Genomic DNA, 14,426 nt, shown 5'->3' on the forward strand with positions numbered 1-14,426 from the left:
CCTCCGCAAATCAGCCGCAACGCCCGGAAAGGCTTGAGAAACTAGTCTTGAAACGGATCGGTCACAAGTATCGTGTCGTCCCGTTCCGGGCTGGTGGAGAGGAGCGCGACCGGCGCGCCGATCAACTCCTCGATATGGCGGACATATTTGACGGCCTGGGCTGGAAGGTCGTTCCAGCTGCGCGCGCCGGCGGTGGTGCCTTTCCACCCCTCCAGCGTCTCGTAGATTGGCTCGACGCGGGCCTGCGCGCCCTGGCTGGCGGGTAGATAATCGATCGTCTCGCCGTCGAGGCGGTAGCCGGTACAGACCTTGATCTCGTCCAGCCCGTCGAGCACGTCGAGCTTGGTCAGCGCGATGCCCTTGATGCCGTTGACGGCGACGGCCTGGCGCACCAGCACCGCGTCGAACCAGCCGCAGCGGCGCTTGCGGCCGGTGACGACGCCGAATTCATGGCCCCGCGTGCCGAGGAATTCACCGATCTCGTTCTGCTGCTCGGTCGGGAACGGACCTTCGCCGACGCGCGTCGTATAGGCCTTGGTGATGCCAAGCACATAGCCGATGGCGCCCGGGCCCACGCCGGCACCGGCTGCCGCCTGGCCGGCGACGGTGTTGGACGAGGTGACGAACGGATAGGTGCCATGATCGATGTCGAGCAGCGTGCCTTGGGCGCCCTCGAACAGGATGCGCTCGCCGGCCCGGCGCTTGTCGTCGAGCACCTTCCAGACCCGGTCCATGTAGGGCAGGATTTCGCCGGCGACCGAGGTCAGCTCTTGCATGACCGCGTCATGCGTGGCTTCGGCATGGCCAAGTCCGCGACGCAGTGCATTGTGATGCGTCAACAGCCTGTCGACCTTCAGGGGTAGTGTTTCCAAATCCGCCAGATCCATCACCCGCACCGCGCGCCGGCCCACCTTGTCTTCATAGGCGGGGCCGATACCGCGGCGGGTCGTGCCAATCTTGGTTCCGGAATTTGAGGCGGCGTCCTCGCGGAAGCCGTCCAGTTCCCGGTGCAGGGACAGGATAAGCGCTGTGTTTTCGGCTATTTTCAGGCGCTCCGGCGTTACCTCGACGCCCTGCCCCTTGAGCTTCGCCACTTCGGCGACGAATGCGTGCGGATCGAAGACGACGCCATTGCCGATGATGGACAGCTTGCCCTGCCGCACGACGCCCGACGGCAACAGCGACAGCTTGTAGACCTTGCCATCGACGACCAGCGTGTGGCCGGCATTGTGGCCGCCCTGGAAACGCACCACGACATCGGCGCGCTCCGACAGCCAGTCGACGATCTTGCCCTTGCCTTCGTCACCCCATTGCGAGCCGACGACCACCACATTGGCCATGTTTCTTTTCCTTCGAGGCGCCGCCGCGCGGCTTGAATACGGTTCGAAACGACAGGCCTCTATAACGTCAAGAGCAGGCCGATGCGACCTTTCTTTGCCGCCGAAAATGGCCTGAGGCACAACAATTTTCAGCTTTGACATCATTTACTTGTCCAGGCGGGGGCAATAGGCCGGCAGGCACGCCCCATTCACCTCTTCCCGCTGCGACCCGCCATGCACCGAAGCGCCTACATGTTCCTGCTGCTCACCACCTTGCTTTGGGGCGGCAACTCGGTGGCCGGCAAGTTGGCGGTCCATCACGTCTCGCCGATGACGCTGGTCTTCCTGCGCTGGGTGCTGGCGGTAGCGATCCTGCTGCCGATCGGCTGGAATGCGCTGAAAAAAGATTGGCCCGTCGTGCGCAGGCACTGGTTCGTGCTCGCCGCACTTGGCGCCAGCGGCTTCACCTTGTTCAACACGATCTTCTATACGGCGCTCAATTACACGACCGCGATCAACGTTTCGATCGAGCAGGCGGCAATGCCTATCCTGATCATCGTAGCCAATTTCATCTTCTTCCGCCTGCGCGTGAACTGGGCGCAGATCGCCGGCGTGGTGCTGACGATCTTCGGCGTCATCCTGACCGCCTGCCACGGCGATCCGCGCCGGCTGCTGACATTGGAGCTCAATTTCGGAGACGCCATCATGCTGGTCGCGGTCATTCTCTATAGCGGCTATTCGGTCGGATTGCGGCTGAAGCCGGCCATGCAATGGCAGAGCCTGATGTTGGCCATGTCGCTCGCCGCGCTCATCACCTCGCTGCCGTTCTTCCTATGGGAAATCGCGGCCGGCAAGGTCATCGTTCCCGACGCGCGCGGCTGGGCGGTGATCGTCTATACTGCGATCGGCGCCTCGGTCGTCTCGCAGATATTCTACATCAGGGGCAATGAGCTGATCGGCGCCAACCGGGCCGGCCTGTTCATCAACCTGGTGCCGATCTTCGGCACCCTGCTTTCGGTGCTGATCGTCGGCGAGACATTCCAGCTCTACCAGGCGTTGGCGCTCGTCCTCGTGCTGGGCGGCATCGCGCTTGCCGAATATAGCGGCCGCAAGATGGCGATACCGGGACCGAGCTGAATGCTGGCCGCCCTTGCGGCCTTGTCGCAGCAATGCCTTGCGCACCGCCGCTAAGTCGTCGGAGGAGACCGCAGGCACGGAATTGCCCCAGCTGCCGCGCACGGAAGTCAGCACGTCGGCGATCTCCCGGGGTGCAATGCAGCCACGGCGGCTCAGCCGTGGGCATGCGAATGGCAAACATCCGTTTGGGGATGATCAAGTCGGGACACCCCGATGTGCCGTCGGCAGCAACGGGCGCAAATCCGCCGGACGGTTGAGCCGGCGCCGGAACGTCCCCTATGCTCGCCGGCACGCGGGACGTCGCGATGATGCTGGGTGCGGCCCGTGTGGGGCCTTACACCCCACCGACGTCGAACTGTAGCCGCTTGGCCGAATCGATCGATTTGTGCGCCCGCACCTGCTCCAGCACTTTTTCCGGGAACGGTGCGTCGAGATAGAGCAGTGCGATGGCATCCCCCCCCGGCCGGTTGCGGCCGAGCTGGAAGTTGGCAATGTTGACGCCGTTCTCGCCGCACACCGTGCCGAGCAGGCCGATAATGCCCGGCGCGTCGGCATTGGTCGTGTAGAGCATGTGCTGGCCGACCTCGGCATCGAGATTGATGCCCTTGATCTGGATGAAGCGCGGCTTGCCGTCGGAGAAGCAAGTGCCGGCGATCGAGCGCGTCATATGCTCGGTCTTGACCGTCAGCTTGATATAGCCGTCGAACACGCCCGATTTGTCGCGCTTGACCTCGGCAACGATGATGCCGCGCTCCTTCACCATGATCGGCGCCGACACCATGTTGACGTCGGCGACCTGCGGCCTGATCAGCCCGGCGAGGGCCGCGCTGATCAGCGCGCGCGTATTCATCGTCGCGGTCGAGCCATCGAACAGGATTTCCACCTCCTTGATCGGGTCCTCGGTGACCTGGCCGACAAAGGCGCCAAGCACTTCGGCGAGCTTGACGAAGGGTTTGAGCCGCGGCGCTTCCTCCGCGGTGATCGACGGCATGTTGATGGCGTTGGAGACGGCGCCCTTGATCAGGTAGTCCGCCATCTGTTCGGCGACCTGCAGCGCGACATTCTCCTGCGCCTCCGCGGTCGAGGCGCCGAGATGGGGGGTGGCCACCACATTCTCCATGCCGAACAATGCGTTCTGTTCGGCCGGCTCGGCCTCGAACACGTCGATGCCGGCGCCGGCCACCTTGCCGCTCTTCAGCGCCGCCACCAGGTCGGCTTCGACGACCAGCCCGCCACGGGCGCAGTTGATGATGCGCACGCCGTCCTTCATCTTGGCGATCGCGGCGGCATCGATGATGTTGCGCGTCTTGTCGGTCAGCGGCGTGTGCAGCGTGATGAAGTCCGCGCGCGCGAAGAGCTCGTCCAGTTCAACCTTGTCGACGCCGAGTTCCTCGGCGCGTTTGTCCGACAGGAATGGATCGAAGGCGACGACATGCATCTTCAGGCCGACGCCGCGCGTGGCGACGATCGAGCCGATATTGCCGCAGCCGATGACACCGAGCGTCTTGCCGGTGATCTCGACGCCCATGAAGCGGTTCTTTTCCCATTTGCCTGCATGCGTCGAGGCGTTGGCTTCCGGGATCTGGCGGGCGAGCGCGAAGATCATCGCTACCGCGTGCTCGGCCGTCGTGATCGAATTGCCGAACGGCGTGTTCATCACGATAATGCCCTTGCGGCTGGCCGCCGGTATGTCGACATTATCGACGCCGATGCCGGCGCGGCCGACGACCTTGAGCCTGGTGGCGGCATTGATCAGCTTCTCGGTAACCTTGGTCGCCGAGCGGATGGCGAGGCCGTCATACTGGCCGATCACTTCAAGCAGCTTCTCCTTGTCCTTGCCGAGATCAGGGAGATAGTCGACCTCGATGCCGCGATCCCTGAAGATCTGAACGGCGGTGGTGGAAAGTTTATCCGAGACGAGAACGCGAGGCATGGGATTGGTCCTTGTTGCTTACCTCACACCCGCTTTCGCTTCGCTCAGGCACCTTCTCCACAAGGGGAGAATGTGAGGCGCCGATCCTTCTCCCCTTGTGGGAGAAGCTGGCCGCGAAGCGGCCGGATGAGGGGTGTTCCAGAAAATAACTGTTGAGTTTCAGGCCGCTGCTTTGAGCGACGCCTTCTGACCGGCGAAGGCCCAGTCGAGCCAGGGCAGCAGAGCTTCGAGATCGGAGGTCTCGACCGTTGCGCCGCACCAGATGCGCAGGCCAGGCGGCGCGTCGCGATAGGAGCCGATGTCATAGGCGACACCTTCCTTGTCGAGTACCGAAACCAGGCCCTTGGCGAAGGCCGCCTGTGCGTCGGCATCGAGTGCCGCGACTTGCCCATCGGTGAAGGACAGGCAGACGGACGTGTTCGACCGCGTCGCCGGCTCAACGGCGAGATGGCCCAGCCAGGAGGATTTCGCGACGAAACGGTCGAGCACGGCCGCGTTGGCGTCGGCCCTGGCGACCAGCGCATCGAGGCCGCCAATCGATTTCGCCCAGTTGAGCGCGTCGAGATAGTCCTCGACGCACAGCATCGACGGCGTGTTGATGGTTTCGCCCTTGAAGATGCCTTCGATCAATTTGCCGCCCGAGGTCAGGCGGAAGATCTTCGGCAGCGGCCATGCAGGCTTATAGCTCTCCAGCCGCTCGACGGCGCGGGGCGACAGGATCAGCATGCCATGCGCGCCTTCGCCGCCCAACACCTTCTGCCAGGAGAAGGTCACGACATCGAGTTTCTCGAAATCGAGCTTCTGCGCGAAGGCGGCCGACGTCGCGTCGCAGATGGTCAGACCCTTGCGATCGGCCGGGATGAAACCGCCGTTCGGCACGCGCACGCCCGAGGTCGTGCCGTTCCAGGTGAAGACCACGTCGCGGTCGAAATCGATCTTGCCGAGATCCGGCAGTTCGCCGTAACCGGCCTCGAGCTTGCGCACATCGGCAAGCTTCAACTGCTTGACCACGTCGGTGATCCAGCCGGAGCCGAAACTCTCCCAGGCGACCATGTCGACGCCGCGCTCGCCCAGCAGCGACCAAAGTGCCATCTCGACGGCGCCTGTGTCGGACGCCGGCACGATGCCGATGCGGTAGTCGGCAGGAACCTGGAGAATTTCGCGGGTCAGCGCGATCGCCTGTTCGAGCTTGGTCTTGCCGATCTTGGCGCGATGGGAACGGCCGAGTGCGGCAGCTTTCAGCGCCTCGACCGACCAGCCGGGACGTTTCGCGCAGGGACCTGAGGAAAAATTGGGGTTTGCCGGACGGAGTCCGGGCTTCGTATGCGTCGTCATCGTGGTCTATCCTTCCAGATAGTGGCCCCTCGTTGGGGAGGGGTGGCCCACGGACGGCGATATGCGCTCGGGCTTCGGGCGTCAAGGGGAAAGTTTTTGTCGCGGGCAGGATACTGGCGATCCGCGATCAGGATCTCGTGAGCCTCAAACGCAAACGGCGGACCGAAGAGATCCGCCGCCAGGGTTCATGTATGCCAGCCTGCTACCAGAGATCGTAGCGTAGCCCGAGCTTGACCTGATGATTGCTGATCCCCTTGTGGACCGGAAACGAGGTCAAGCTCTCGGCCGTCACATATTCGGCATCGGGCGCCGAGAAATACTGGTAGCCGAGATCGACGGAAACATTCTTCGACACCTGATAGGCAAGGCCGGCATTCAGCGTGTAAGCGAAGGAATATTTGGTCTTGTCGTCACTCAGGCCGAAGTCGTCGGTTGGATCGCCATTGTCGGTGAAATAGCTCGCCGAGAGCTTGTGCGTGCTCCTGACGATGCCGATGCCGGCGCCGAGATAGGGTGTTATGCCGACATAAGTACCAAGGTCGACATATCCGTTGAGCATGCCTGAAAAGGCATAGTTCTTCAGGGACGCCGACGCCAGGGTCGCCTCTGCCGCAGTCGCTGAATCATCATAGCCAATGCCGATCTTGTTGCCGGGCAGGTAACCGAGATTGAGATCGGCGCGCAGATAGTCGTTGAAGTGGTAGCCGAAGCCGATGCTGGCGAAGATCGGGTCTTCCTCGTTGTCGAAGCTCGCCGGCGTGAAGGCGAAATCCTCATTTTTGAAACTCTTCTCTACCAGGTAGGAGACATCGCCGCGCAGATACCAGCCCGAGCCGACCTCGACCGGCACGTAGTCGGGGGCCTGGTCGACATAGACCGGCGGATCATAGTCGGCGGCCAGCGCAGGCGTCAGCGGCATGATGGCGAATGTGGCAAGCACCGGCGCCAGACACGATATGAGTTTCATGATCCCCTGCTCCCGATTTCGGCGCCACCAGACGGCAGCCATCGTTTCAGGGAGCATTGTTAACCATAGTGGTTAAGTCGGGGTTAAGGCTAACAGAGCGTTAGCGAATTGACTTTCGGGCAGCCCGACAAACGAAAACCGCCCGGCTGATGCCGGGCGATTTCGGGCCGTTGGAGGGTCGGATGTTACTTGGTGTAGATCGGCTCGGGTTCGGGCTGATAGGCCACCGTCGGCGCGGCGCAACCGTTATTGCCGCCGAACTGGTAGCGCAGGCCGCCGCGCACCTCATGCGTGTCGATGCCACGGTCGAAGCCCGGCCCGGCGCTGCTGATGTCCCACTCGAACATGCGGCCGCCCTGGATGTGGCTGTAGCGATAACCCGCGTCCAGGATCAGCTTGTCGGTCAGACAGTAGGAAGCGCCGGCCATGAGCGCGTAGGCAAAGCGCCAGCTTTTCGCACCGGGGTTGAACTCGGTGGTGTTCGGATCCCTGACATCGTCCCATCTGACATGCGCGCCGCCGATGCCGGCGCCGACATAGGGCGTGATGCCGTGATAGGTGCCGAGATCGACATAGGCGTTGGCCAGCAGCAGCAAGGCGCTCATTTTCGACACTTCGGTCGACGTCGAGAAAGCGTCCGAAGTTCCGCCGTCGAAGTTCGACTTGAACCAGTAATCGGCGGTCAAATCCGTACGAAAATGATCGTTGATCTTGTAGCCGACGCCGGCGCCGAGCGAGAAGCCGCCCTTGAGCTTGCCGAAATCGAAGCTCCTGTCGCCGGGAATGACGTTACAATTACACGGATCGATTGTGTAGGTCGTGTAATCGATGCCGCGCACTTTCGACTTGTGATAGTCGAGATCGCCGCGAATGTACCAGCCGCCGACATCGACCGGCTGCTCGTACACCGGCGGCGGTGCCTCTTCGACCACCGGCTCCGGAAGGTCGGCCGCGAACACCGGCCATGCAAGGCCCGCGAACAGCGCGGCGAACAGGGCCTTTCTTGCTGTATTGAACATGCTTGTCACCCCTAGAAACCTTCGGAACAGCGGTCGCGTCCGAATGAGATTGGCTTTCAGGCGTGGATAATGAATTGCAAAGGTTAAAAGGCATTTAACCCTGTCTATTAACTACGACTCTCCAGCATTTGAGGAATTCGAATGGTTCCACGTGTCACGAGCCAGTCCGCAGGCAAACAAAAGCCCGCCGGACGGGCGGGCTTCGAAGCAATCAGAGCGGCGTCGGCCCTCCGGATGCGCCTGAGATCAGGCGGCGCTGCGTGTTTCCGAGATGACCTCGACGATGTCGTTGACGACGGCCTCGACCAGCTGCGGGTCGTCGCCCTCGGCCATGACACGGATCAGCGGCTCGGTGCCGGACGGCCGGATGACGAGTCGCCCCGCCTTGCCGAGGCGTTGACGGGCGTCCTCGATCGCAGCCTTGACCGGAGCTGCCTCGAGCGGCTTGCCGCCGGCGATGCGGACGTTCTTGAGGAGTTGCGGCACCGGCTCGAACTTTTTCGACAATTCGCTGACCGGCCGGCCCTGCCGCTTGATGCAGGCCAGCACCTGCAGCGCCGAAACCAGGCCGTCGCCCGTGGTTGAGAAGTCCGACAGCACGATGTGGCCCGACTGCTCGCCGCCGACATTGAGCCCGTGCGCGCGCATATGCTCGACGACATAGCGGTCGCCGACCTTGGTGCGGTGCAATTGCAGCTTCATGTCGCCGAGGAAGCGTTCGAGGCCGAGATTGGACATGACCGTCGAAACGACGCCACCGCCGGCAAGCCTCCCGCTCTGGTGCCAGGACTCGGCGATCATTGCCATGATCTGGTCGCCGTCGACGATCGCGCCGTTCTCGTCAACGATGACGACACGGTCGGCATCGCCGTCGAGCGCGATGCCGATGTCGGCGCGCACCTCGTGCACTTTCTTCTGCAGGCCCGCCGGATGGGTCGAGCCGCATTCCTTGTTGATGTTGAAGCCGTTGGGCTCGACATTGATGGCCACCACTTCGGCGCCCAGCTCCCAAAGCGCCTCGGGGGCAACCTTGTAGGCGGCGCCATTGGCGCAATCGACGACGATCCTCAAACCTGAAAGCGACATCGAACGCGGCAAGGTGCGTTTTGCAAACTCGATATAGCGGTCATGCACGCCATCGACGCGCTTGGCGCGACCAAGCCCGTCGGAATCGGCGAGTGCCAGTTCGATATCCTTGTCCAGCATGCTCTCGATGCGCTCTTCGATCTCGTCGGAGAGCTTGTAGCCGTCGGGACCGAACAGCTTGATGCCATTGTCGTAATAAGGATTGTGCGAGGCCGAGATCATGACGCCGATATCGGCGCGCAGCGAACGCACAAGCATGGCGACCGCCGGCGTCGGGATGGGGCCGAGCAGGAACACGTCCATGCCGGCGGCGCAGAGGCCCGCCACCATGGCGTTCTCGATCATGTAGCCGGAAAGTCTGGTGTCCTTGCCGAGCACCACACGGTGACGATGGCTGCCGCGCTGGAAGGACAGGCCGGCCGCCATGCCGACCCTCATCGCGATCTCCGCCGTCATGGGAAACTTGTTGGCGCGCCCGCGAATACCGTCCGTGCCGAAATAATTTCCTGCCATGTTAGTCAGTGTCCCCGGTGGTTCTCGCCCGGTACGTCATGCCATAATTGGCCGGCGCACTACGATCACATTTCGTGATTATCTGTTACCAATCCTTTAGAAAACCCTTGTTGTGCATTGCACACAGACTGGCGCAACCTAGCGTGACGGCGCTGCCTTGCCACAATATACCACGCCTCTGGAGCATTCGACATGGATTTACCCGTAAATTCTTGTCTTCGAGCCGGCAACAGGCAACGATTTCATCACCTTGTCGGCAGAAGCCGGGTTTCGGCGATGTATACGCCACTTAGCATCTGGCGCAACCGACCGTTGAGCGTTATTGATTTGCAGGGACGTATAATGGGCTGCTGCAACGGAGAAACGCCATGCTCATCCACCGACTTGCCACTTTGACCGGCCTTGCGGTCGCGACGCTATTCCTGGCCGCGCCAGCCAACGCGCTGACGATGGCCGAGTGCAGCACGAAGTATAACGCGGCCAAGGACGCAGGGACACTTGCCGGCCAGACCTGGAACCAGTTCCGCAAGGCGCAGTGCGGCACTGATGCCGCCGCGGCGGCCAAGCCCGACGCCAAAGCAGCGGACACCAAGGCGGCCGATACGAAGGCGACCAAGGCTGCGGCCGCCGCCGACGACGACGGAGCGAAAGGCCTGACCGCAAAGGAATGCAGCACCAAATACCAGGCGGCCAAGGCTGCCGGCACGCTCAACGGCATGAAGTGGAACGACTTCCGCAAGAGCGAATGCGGCGCCGGCGCATCCGCTGCCGCCGCCACCAAGCCGGCGACCACCAAGGCGGCAACCACGGCTGCGGCGACCGACAGCGCGGGCAAGGGCCTGAGCATGGCCGACTGCAGCAGCAAGTACCAGGCCGCCAAGACCGCCAATACGCTCAACGGCATGAAGTGGAACGACTTCCGCAAGGCCGAATGCGGCGCCAGCGCGTCGGACGATGACACCGTCCCGGCTCCAACAGAGGCGACCTACACCAAGGAGCCGGCAAAGCCGACTGTCGCTGCGCCGAAGGGCGTGAGTTTCCCGACCGCGATCTCGCCGAAATTCGCCACCGAAACCCCGGCCAAGGCCCGCATGCATACCTGCCTCCAGCAGTACTATGCCAACAAGGACGCCAACACGCTTGGCGGCTTGAAGTGGATCCAGAAGGGCGGCGGCTTCTACAGCCTGTGCAATGCCAAGCTGAAGAGCTGAGCGACAGCACTATTTGAGGAAAGTAAGGCCCGCGAGCCGCAAGGTTCGCGGGCCTTTTCCCATCCGTGCCGTTCGAAAGCGCGCCGTTGGCGACCCCTCCTGGGGGAGATGGCCGGCAGGCCAGAGGGGGCACGAAGGATCGTTGCCTGCTCCGGCCAGGTTGCCTTGCATTCACGAAAAGCTGGGCGAGGGTGGCTCGAGGAATCGAACGGCAAGAGAGATCCTCCCGCAGCCGGAAGGCCCAACCTCGATTTGTCGGCGGACACTGCCCTCTGAGCTGCCGGGCACCTTCCACAAAGTGGGAAGATTGGCTGTCACGCCGGCTTCCGCCAATCGCCCAACCAACCTTGCAGGCGCAGGCCACGGAGAAACTCGGCAGCCTGCCCTAAAAAAACGCCGCGGTTCAACCGCGGCGTTTCTCAATTTGTTCTTGGCCGGGTTCAGCTGGACGGCTGCGGTTCCATGCCGCCTTCGGGCTCGGGACCCTTTTTGCGGCGGCCCGACTTCGGCACGGCCGAACCACGGCTCGGCGGCGTGTCGTCGCCGAGGTCGCGCGCGGGCTTCTCGCCGGCGATCAGCTGCTTGATCTCGTCGCCCGACAGCGTCTCGTATTCGAGCAAGCCCTGCGCCAGCGCGATCCATTCCTTCTTCTTCTTGGTCAGCACCGACCTCGCGGTCGAATAGGCCTCGTCGATCAGGCGGCGCACTTCGGCGTCGATGATCTGCGCGGTCTCTTCCGAGATGTTCTGCGTCCGCGCCACCGAATGGCCGAGGAACACTTCCTCCTGATTGTCGCCATAGGCGACATGGCCGAGCTTGTCCGAGAACCCCCAGCGCGTGACCATGGCGCGCGCCAGCTTGGTCGCCTGCTCGATATCGGAGGAAGCGCCCGACGTGATGTTCTCCTTGCCGAACTTGAACTCCTCGGCGACGCGGCCGCCCATCATGATGGCAAGCCGTGAGATCATGTACTTGTAGCTCATCGAATAGCGGTCGCCTTCCGGCAGCTGCATGACCATGCCGAGCGCGCGGCCGCGCGGGATGATGGTCGCCTTGTGCAGCGGATCGGCCGACGGCACGTTGAGCGCCAGTATGGCGTGGCCGGCCTCGTGATAGGCGGTCAACTCCTTCTCGGCCTGGGTCATCGCCGAGGAGCGGCGCTCGGCGCCCATCATGATCTTGTCCTTGGCGTCCTCGAACTCGGCCATGGTGACGAGGCGCTTGTTGCGCCGCGCCGCCATCAGGGCGGCTTCGTTGACGAGGTTCATCAGATCGGCGCCGGAAAAGCCCGGCGTGCCGCGGGAGACGACCTTGAGGTCGACATTGGGCGCCAGCGGCACGTTGCGCACATGCACTTTCAGGATCTTCTCGCGTCCCACGATGTCGGGGTTCGGCACCACCACCTGGCGGTCGAAACGGCCGGGCCTCAGCAGCGCCGGGTCGAGCACGTCGGGCCGGTTGGTGGCGGCGATCAGGATGATGCTTTCGTTGGACTCGAAGCCGTCCATCTCGACCAGCAGCTGATTCAGCGTCTGCTCGCGCTCGTCATTGCCGCCGCCGAGGCCGGCGCCGCGATGACGGCCGACCGCGTCGATTTCGTCGATGAAGATGATGCAGGGCGCGTTCTTCTTGGCCTGGTCGAACATGTCGCGCACACGGGATGCGCCGACGCCGACGAACATCTCGACGAAGTCCGAACCCGAAATGGTGAAGAACGGCACGTTGGCCTCGCCGGCGACCGAGCGGGCGAGCAGCGTCTTGCCGGTTCCCGGAGGGCCGACCAAGAGCACGCCGCGCGGGATCTTGCCGCCGAGCCGCTGGAATTTCTGCGGATCGCGCAGGAACTCGACGATTTCCTCCAGGTCTTCCTTGGCCTCATCGACGCCGGCGACGTCCTGGAAGGTGACGCGGCCATGCGCCTCGGTCAGAAGCTTGGCCTTCGACTTGCCGAAGCCCATGGCGCGGCCGGAGCCGGACTGCATCTGGCGCATGAAGAATATCCATACGCCGAGGATCAGGATCATCGGCAGCCACGAGATCAGGTAACCGAACAGCGAGTTTGAGCCGTCGGTCTCTGGCCGCGCATTGATGGTGACGTTCTTGTCCTGCAGCCGCGAGACCAGCGACGGATCGCCGGGCGAATAGGTCTGGAAGCCGCTCGAATTGTCGGTGTAGGTGCCGGAGATGCGGGCGCCGGCGATGGTCACCGTCTTGACCCGGCCCGCCGCGACATCCTGCAGGAACTGCGAATAAGGCACATCGCTCGAAGCCCCACGCGTCTGCGGCGTCTGGAACAGATTGAAGAGGGCGATGAGCAGGACCGCTATGATCGCCCAGAGCGCGAGGTTGCGATAGTTCGGATTCATCAATTGTCCCGTTGGCGTCCGCGGGCGGACACGCGTCGTGAGAGGAAACTTGAGCCTAACATAGGGAGAGCGTCCCCCCTTGCCAAGCAGAACAGCACGTCTGGGTTAAGCTTTCGCCCACGACCGACCGGCGCTATGGCCGGTTGAAAGGCGCGGCGGGAAGCGCCGGTGCGCCGATCAATTCGGCGACGGCCCGCGCTGGCGCCAGGTCGAAGGACGGCAGGAAGCGGGCAAAGGGGGCGACGACGGCCTGTGCCGTGAACCCCCGCGACGCCTGCCCACCTTGAGGCAGGCCAGGGTTTTCAACGGCCTGCCGCGATGCCGGCTCGCAGGCCAGCGCCGCGCGCACGAGGCTGCGCGGCGTCTCGCCTTCCGCGATTGCCAGACGCTTCGCCGCCGCTGCCCCGAACGGCGCGATCAACAATGCACTGCCGCCGTCGTCCAACGTGATGTTCCGGCGGCTGTCCCAAAGCAGCCCGCCGGTGGCCGCGACCACAGGCGGCAAGCCTCGCGCCTCGCGGCGCAGAAAGATGCCGGCGCGCCTGGAATCCACCACCGTCCGCGACAATGTGGCGCAAAGAAATCCAGCCTTCAGCCCACCGAACAGCGCCTCGCATCGCGCCTGGTCCGGCAGAAACTCGACGCCCCCGCTTGTGGCAAGGAGGATGCGCAGCGCATAGACGGCCGCCGGATCGTCGCCGGCCGAAAGCAGGGTCGGATCGAGGCGGACAAGACCCGGCGCCGGCTGGCTGGCGAAGCGCGCGATCAAATCCGCGGCGCGGACGCCAAGCCGGCTGCGCGCCTCGCTCTCGCGCGCCGCCAGCGTCAATGCGTCATCGATGCGCTGCGCGCCGTCCGCGCCGGCCAGTGCCGCCCGCATGCGCGGTCGCTCGAAGGCCGCGTCGGCGTTGGTCGGGTCCTCGGCCCAGCCGACATGCTCGCGCCGCAGGAAGTCGCGCAGGGCCGCGCGCCGAATGCCAAGGAGCGGCCGCACGATCCACTCGTGCCAGTCGTGCAAGGTGGCCGGCGCCATGCCGGCAAGGCCGCGCCCTTCCTCGCGGGCGCCCTTGCCTCGGACTTGCCGCATCAGCACCGTCTCGGCCTGGTCGTCCGCTGTATGACCGGTCACGATCAGGCCGAGGCCTTCCGCCCGCGCCGCCTCGGCCAGCAACCGGTAGCGCGCCTCCCGCGCGGCGGCCGGCAGCCCGGTCGACGGCTTGCGTCCGGACCAGGCGACGATGCGGTGCGCGATGGCATGCGCGGCGCAAAGCCTGGCCACCGCCTCCGCTTCGGCCGCCGCGCCCTGCCGCAAACCGTGGTCGATCGTCACCGCCAGCAGCTTCGCGGACGGCGCGGTTCGGTCGAGATGTCGTTTGAGAAGGAGAAGCAGGGCGGTCGAGTCGCTGCCGCCGGATACGGCCGCAACGGCGCCGCTGGTAAAGTCGATGTGCGAAAAAAGGTCTTTCGAAAGATCAGGCTCGGTGTCGAGCATCAATGCATGTCGCCCGAACGCGGCTCCGAGGGCAAGGCAACGGCAGGC

10 protein-coding genes are annotated in these 14,426 nt (G+C 63.8%); 2 read left to right on the forward strand and 8 right to left on the reverse strand.

The features are described from left to right. Positions 1 to 41 precede the first annotated feature (41 nt). Complete coding sequence (locus tag LB533_RS00760) at positions 42 to 1,340, reverse strand: adenylosuccinate synthase (protein ID WP_140493285.1); 1,299 nt, start codon at positions 1,338 to 1,340, stop codon at positions 42 to 44. A 213-nt stretch (positions 1,341 to 1,553) separates the two neighbouring features. On the opposite strand from LB533_RS00760, the gene LB533_RS00765 reads away from it, so the two are divergent. Then, positions 1,554 to 2,456: a DMT family transporter gene (locus LB533_RS00765; protein ID WP_140641340.1), complete on the forward strand. Its 903-nt coding sequence runs from the start codon at positions 1,554 to 1,556 to the stop codon at positions 2,454 to 2,456. Positions 2,457 to 2,790: 334 nt separating this feature from the next. Here LB533_RS00765 and serA read toward each other — a convergent pair whose 3' ends face one another. The 5 genes from serA to glmM all read right to left on the reverse strand — a co-directional run bounded on the left by serA (position 2,791) and on the right by glmM (position 9,309). After that, entirely contained in the window at positions 2,791 to 4,389 is a 1,599-nt protein-coding gene (gene serA, locus LB533_RS00770) for a phosphoglycerate dehydrogenase (RefSeq protein WP_140641338.1), read from the reverse strand. A gap of 159 nt (positions 4,390 to 4,548) precedes the next feature. Then, the gene (locus tag LB533_RS00775; RefSeq protein WP_140641336.1) at positions 4,549 to 5,724 is read right to left on the reverse strand and encodes a phosphoserine transaminase; all 1,176 of its coding nucleotides are present in this window, start codon (positions 5,722 to 5,724) and stop codon (positions 4,549 to 4,551) included. A gap of 202 nt (positions 5,725 to 5,926) precedes the next feature. Beyond that, the gene (locus LB533_RS00780) at positions 5,927 to 6,691 is read right to left on the reverse strand and encodes an outer membrane protein (protein WP_140641334.1); all 765 of its coding nucleotides are present in this window, start codon (positions 6,689 to 6,691) and stop codon (positions 5,927 to 5,929) included. Between the two features lie 185 nt (positions 6,692 to 6,876). Then, complete coding sequence (locus LB533_RS00785) at positions 6,877 to 7,710, reverse strand: outer membrane protein (RefSeq protein WP_140493269.1); 834 nt, start codon at positions 7,708 to 7,710, stop codon at positions 6,877 to 6,879. 246 nt (positions 7,711 to 7,956) lie between these two features. Next, the gene (gene glmM, locus LB533_RS00790) at positions 7,957 to 9,309 is read right to left on the reverse strand and encodes a phosphoglucosamine mutase (RefSeq protein WP_140550858.1); all 1,353 of its coding nucleotides are present in this window, start codon (positions 9,307 to 9,309) and stop codon (positions 7,957 to 7,959) included. Positions 9,310 to 9,677: 368 nt separating this feature from the next. Between glmM and LB533_RS00795 the strand changes: the two genes are divergently transcribed. Beyond that, positions 9,678 to 10,520 carry a hypothetical protein gene (locus tag LB533_RS00795; protein WP_140641332.1) on the forward strand — a complete coding sequence of 281 codons (843 nt, stop codon included), beginning with the start codon at positions 9,678 to 9,680 and terminating at the stop codon, positions 10,518 to 10,520. Between the two features lie 440 nt (positions 10,521 to 10,960). Here the strand turns inward: LB533_RS00795 and ftsH are convergent, their stop codons facing one another. Continuing rightward, on the reverse strand, positions 10,961 to 12,886 hold the full coding sequence (gene ftsH / locus LB533_RS00800) for an ATP-dependent zinc metalloprotease FtsH (protein ID WP_140493260.1): 1,926 nt from the start codon (positions 12,884 to 12,886) through the stop codon (positions 10,961 to 10,963). A 133-nt stretch (positions 12,887 to 13,019) separates the two neighbouring features. Further along, a complete protein-coding gene (tilS, locus tag LB533_RS00805) occupies positions 13,020 to 14,378 on the reverse strand; it encodes a tRNA lysidine(34) synthetase TilS (protein ID WP_318012442.1) in 1,359 nt (452 codons plus the stop codon). Positions 14,379 to 14,426 lie beyond the last annotated feature (48 nt).

Origin of the sequence: Mesorhizobium sp. BR1-1-13 (genome assembly GCF_020165515.1) — a bacterium.
Lineage (GTDB): Bacteria > Pseudomonadota > Alphaproteobacteria > Rhizobiales > Rhizobiaceae > Mesorhizobium.